The organism is Corynebacterium meitnerae, from assembly GCF_027570075.1.
In the GTDB taxonomy this organism is placed as follows: domain Bacteria; phylum Actinomycetota; class Actinomycetes; order Mycobacteriales; family Mycobacteriaceae; genus Corynebacterium; species Corynebacterium meitnerae.
The window spans coordinates 1-5,190 of the sequence record NZ_JAKMUS010000028.1 but is presented as its reverse complement, the minus strand read 5'-3'; the positions used below and the strand labels follow the sequence as shown (position 1 = coordinate 5,190).

General features: G+C 54.5%; 3 rRNA genes. All 3 read left to right on the top strand.

The features are described 5' to 3' along the window. A 16S ribosomal RNA gene (locus L8U60_RS10625) occupies nucleotides 1-1,428 on the top strand; the annotation flags it as partial. A gap of 432 nt (nucleotides 1,429-1,860) precedes the next feature. After that, nucleotides 1,861-4,928 (top strand): 23S ribosomal RNA (locus tag L8U60_RS10620). Nucleotides 4,929-5,064: 136 nt separating this feature from the next. Continuing rightward, nucleotides 5,065-5,182: ribosomal RNA gene (gene rrf, locus L8U60_RS10615) — 5S ribosomal RNA — on the top strand. The last annotated feature ends 8 nt before the right edge of the window (nucleotides 5,183-5,190 follow it).

Below are 5,190 nucleotides of genomic sequence, written 5' to 3'. Positions count from 1 at the left end.
GTACTCGAGTGGCGAACGGGTGAGTAACACGTGGGTGATCTGCCCTGCACTTCGGGATAAGCCTGGGAAACTGGGTCTAATACCGGATAGGACCATCGTTTAGTGTCGGTGGTGGAAAGTTTTTTCGGTGTGGGATGAGCTCGCGGCCTATCAGCTTGTTGGTGGGGTAATGGCCTACCAAGGCGTCGACGGGTAGCCGGCCTGAGAGGGTGTACGGCCACATTGGGACTGAGATACGGCCCAGACTCCTACGGGAGGCAGCAGTGGGGAATATTGCACAATGGGCGCAAGCCTGATGCAGCGACGCCGCGTGGGGGATGACGGCCTTCGGGTTGTAAACTCCTTTCGCCAGGGACGAAGCGTAAGTGACGGTACCTGGATAAGAAGCACCGGCTAACTACGTGCCAGCAGCCGCGGTAATACGTAGGGTGCGAGCGTTGTCCGGAATTACTGGGCGTAAAGAGCTCGTAGGTGGTTTGTCGCGTCGTTTGTGTAATACCGCAGCTTAACTGCGGGGTTGCAGGCGATACGGGCATAACTTGAGTGCTGTAGGGGAGACTGGAATTCCTGGTGTAGCGGTGGAATGCGCAGATATCAGGAGGAACACCGATGGCGAAGGCAGGTCTCTGGGCAGTAACTGACGCTGAGGAGCGAAAGCATGGGTAGCGAACAGGATTAGATACCCTGGTAGTCCATGCCGTAAACGGTGGGCGCTAGGTGTGAGTCCCTTCCACGGGGTTCGTGCCGTAGCTAACGCATTAAGCGCCCCGCCTGGGGAGTACGGCCGCAAGGCTAAAACTCAAAGGAATTGACGGGGGCCCGCACAAGCGGCGGAGCATGTGGATTAATTCGATGCAACGCGAAGAACCTTACCTGGGCTTGACATACACCGGATCGCTGCAGAGATGTAGTTTCCCTTGTGGCTGGTGTACAGGTGGTGCATGGTTGTCGTCAGCTCGTGTCGTGAGATGTTGGGTTAAGTCCCGCAACGAGCGCAACCCTTGTCTTATGTTGCCAGCATTTGGTTGGGGACTCATGAGAGACTGCCGGGGTTAACTCGGAGGAAGGTGGGGATGACGTCAAATCATCATGCCCCTTATGTCCAGGGCTTCACACATGCTACAATGGTCGGTACAACGCGCTGCTACTCCGTGAGGGGATGCGAATCGCTGAAAGCCGGCCTTAGTTCGGATTGGGGTCTGCAACTCGACCCCATGAAGTCGGAGTCGCTAGTAATCGCAGATCAGCAACGCTGCGGTGAATACGTTCCCGGGCCTTGTACACACCGCCCGTCACGTCATGAAAGTTGGTAACACCCGAAGCCAGTGGCCTAAACTTGTTAGGGAGCTGTCGAAGGTGGGATCGGCGATTGGGACGAAGTCGTAACAAGGTAGCCGTACCGGAAGGTGCGGCTGGATCACCTCCTTTCTAAGGAGCTTTTATTTTGCCTGCAGTTGCAGGCACAGGTGGTTGAGTGCCCAAATGTGGTGCTGCCACTGTTTGAGTGAAATATCCAGGTGGACACATACCTGGCTGGTGAGATGCCGGTCGGGTGAATGGTTGTATACGAACCGTAAATTCCAAGCATTGTTGATAATTGTTGGTGCACTGTTGGGTGTCTGGGGCAGCACATGGTGCCTACGCGCATGATTTTTTGTGTGTGTGTGTGGGTGGTTGTTCCTGTTTGTGACTCACTGTTTGCTGATCGGCGTTTGTGCTGGTTGGTGGTGGTGGGTGTGGTGTGTGAGAACTGTATAGTGGACGCGAGCATCTTTCTTCTTTGAAGAATATTTTTTGTGTGAGTATGTGTTGTGTATCCGGACGCATGCCCTGCGTTTTTGTGTGGGGTGTGTGTTGTTGTGTTTGTTACTGAAGGGCGCATGGTGGATGCCTTGGCATGCTGAGCCGATGAAGGACGTGTGAGACTGCGTTATGCCTCGGGGAGTTGTCAACAAAGCGTTGATCCGAGGATGTCCGAATGGGGAAACCCGGCCATAGTTGTGTGTGGTCACCCGCTGGTGAATTCATAGCCGGTTGGGAGGTGACGTCGGGAAGTGAAACATCTCAGTACCGACAGGAGAGGAAAATAATAATGATTCTGCTAGTAGCGGCGAGCGAACGTGGATGAGGCTAAACCGTGTGCGTGTGATACCTGGCAGGGGTTGCGTGTGCGGTGTTGTGGGGTGCGGTTGTGGTGTTCTGCCAGACACCGGTGCGTGTTGTTGTGTTAGCGGAAGTGGCCTGGGATGGTCTGCCGGAGTGGGTGAGAGTCCCGTACGTGAAGACTTAACAATGTGTGCTGACTGTGTCCCCGAGTAGCAGCGGGCTCGTGGAATCTGCTGTGAATCTGCCGGGACCACCCGGTAAGCCTAAATACTCAGTGTGACCGATAGTGGATAAGTACCGTGAGGGAATGGTGAAAAGTACCCCGGGAGGGGAGTGAAATAGTTCCTGAAACTGTGTGCCTACAATCCGTCAGAGCACCTCTTGTGTGTGATGGCGTGCCTTTTGAAGAATGAGCCTGCGAGTCAGCGGCATGTCGCGAGGTTAACCCGTGTGGGGTAGTCGTAGCGAAAGCGAATGCTAATTGTGTGTTTTTAGTGGCATGTCCTGGACCCGAAGCGGGGTGATCTACCCATGGCCAGTGTGAAGCAGCTGTAAGAGGTTGTGGAGGCGCGAACCCACGTAGGTTGAAAACTGCGGGGATGAGCTGTGGGTAGGGGTGAAAGGCCAATCAAACTCCGTGATAGCTGGTTCTCCCCGAAATGCATTTAGGTGCAGCGTCGCGTTAGTGTGCCGGAGGTAGAGCTACTGGTTGGTTGAGCGGGACTATCATCTTAGCAATGTCAGCCAAACTCCGAATGCCGGTTACATGGTGCGCGGCAGTGAGACTGTGGGGGATAAGCTTCATAGTCGAGAGGGAAACAGCCCAGACCGCCGGTTAAGGCCCCTAAGGGTGTGCTAAGTGGAAAAGGATGTGTAATCGCGAAGACAGCCAGGAGGTTGGCTTAGAAGCAGCCACCCTTGAAAGAGTGCGTAATAGCTCACTGGTCGAGTGGTTGCGCGCCGACAATGTAGTGGGGCTCAAGTACACCGCCGAAACCGCGGCAACAATTTTTGTTGGGTAGGGGAGCGTCGTGCATGGGGTGAAGCGTGATCGTAAGGGCGCGTGGACTGTGTGCGAGTGAGAATGCAGGCATGAGTAACGAATGATACGTGAGAATCGTATCCGCCGGATGACTAAGGGTTCCTGGGTCAAGTTCGTCTTCCCAGGGTGAGTCGGGTCCTAAGGCGAGGCCGACAGGCGTAGTCGATGGTTAACGGGTTGATATTCCCGTACCCGTATACATGCGACCAAGAGCGAATCGGTGATACTAACCACCCTGATCGTCTGCCATGGTCATCTTTGATGATCAGGTGGGTGTGATGCGTGGGGCCTGATCCGTAGTAGTTCAGTGATGGGGTGACACAGAGTGGTAGCCACGCCGTTTATTGGATTGCGGTGTAAGCGTGCAGCATGCAGGTTAGTGAAATGCGGCCTGCGTTATATGTGAGGCGTGATGCGTAGCCCATTGTGGGTGATGGTGGTGATCCTGTGCTGTCGAGAAAAGCCTCTAGCGATGTATGTGTACGGCCCGTACCCGAAACCGACACAGGTAGTCAGGTAGAAAATACTAAGGCGGTCGGGTGAACTGTGGTTAAGGAACTCGGCAAATTGCCCCCGTAACTTCGGGAGAAGGGGGGCCATAACCGGTGATCCGTTCTTGCGACGGTGAGCTGGTTGTGGTCGCAGAGAAGAGAGGGAAGCGACTGTTTATCAAAAACACAGGTCCGTGCGAAGACGGTTAAGTTGATGTATACGGACTGACGCCTGCCCGGTGCTGGAAGGTTAAGAGGACCTGTTAGGACGTAAGTCCGAAGCGGAGAATTTAAGCCCCAGTAAACGGCGGTGGTAACTATAACCATCCTAAGGTAGCGAAATTCCTTGTCGGGTAAGTTCCGACCTGCACGAATGGCGTAACGACTTCCCTGCTGTCTCAACCACAGGCCCGGTGAAATTGCACTACGAGTAAAGATGCTCGTTACGCGCGGCAGGACGAAAAGACCCCGGGACCTTCACTATAGCTTGGTATTGGTGTTTACTGCGGTTTGTGTAGCATAGGTGGGAGACTGTGAAGCGCTCACGCTAGTGGGTGTGGAGTCAACAAGTGAAATACCACTCTGACCGTAGTGAATGTCTTAACCTTGGCCCATGATCTGGGTTGGGGACAGTGCCTGGTGGGTAGTTTAACTGGGGCGGTTGCCTCCCAAAATGTAACGGAGGCGCCCAAAGGTTCCCTCAGCCTGGTTGGCAATCAGGTGTTTAGAGTGTAAGTGCACAAGGGAGCTTGACTGCGAGACCTACAAGTCGAGCAGGGACGAAAGTCGGGACTAGTGATCCGGCACCTACTTGTGGATGTGGTGTCGCTCAACGGATAAAAGGTACCCCGGGGATAACAGGCTGATCTTCCCCAAGAGTCCATATCGACGGGATGGTTTGGCACCTCGATGTCGGCTCGTCGCATCCTGGGGCTGGAGTAGGTCCCAAGGGTTGGGCTGTTCGCCCATTAAAGCGGCACGCGAGCTGGGTTCAGAACGTCGTGAGACAGTTCGGTCTCTATCCGCCGCGCGCGTTGAAACTTGAGAAAAGCTGTCCCTAGTACGAGAGGACCGGGACGGACGTACCTCTGGTGTGCCAGTTGTTCCGCCAGGAGCATCGCTGGTTGGCTACGTACGGAAGGGATAACCGCTGAAAGCATCTAAGCGGGAAGCCTGTTTCAAGATGAGGTTTCATAGGTTCCCAGCAGACTACTGGGTTGATAGGCCAGATCTGGAAGCACCGTAATGTGCGAAGGTGACTGGTACTAATACACCAAACAACAAACAACCAAAAACGGCCAACACACACGTGTTACACACGCCGCACGCGTCCACTATGCAGTATCTGACACACCACACACGTCAGAAACAAAACAAGTACATACCGACCACACATGTTGGTCACCATGACACACCCAAGGATGTGTCGGTGGTTGATAGCGGTGGGGAAACGCCCGGTCCCATTCCGAACCCGGAAGCTAAGCCCACCCGCGCTGATGGTACTGCACTCGGGAGGGTGTGGGAGAGTAAGTTACCGCCGGCCTAAAAACT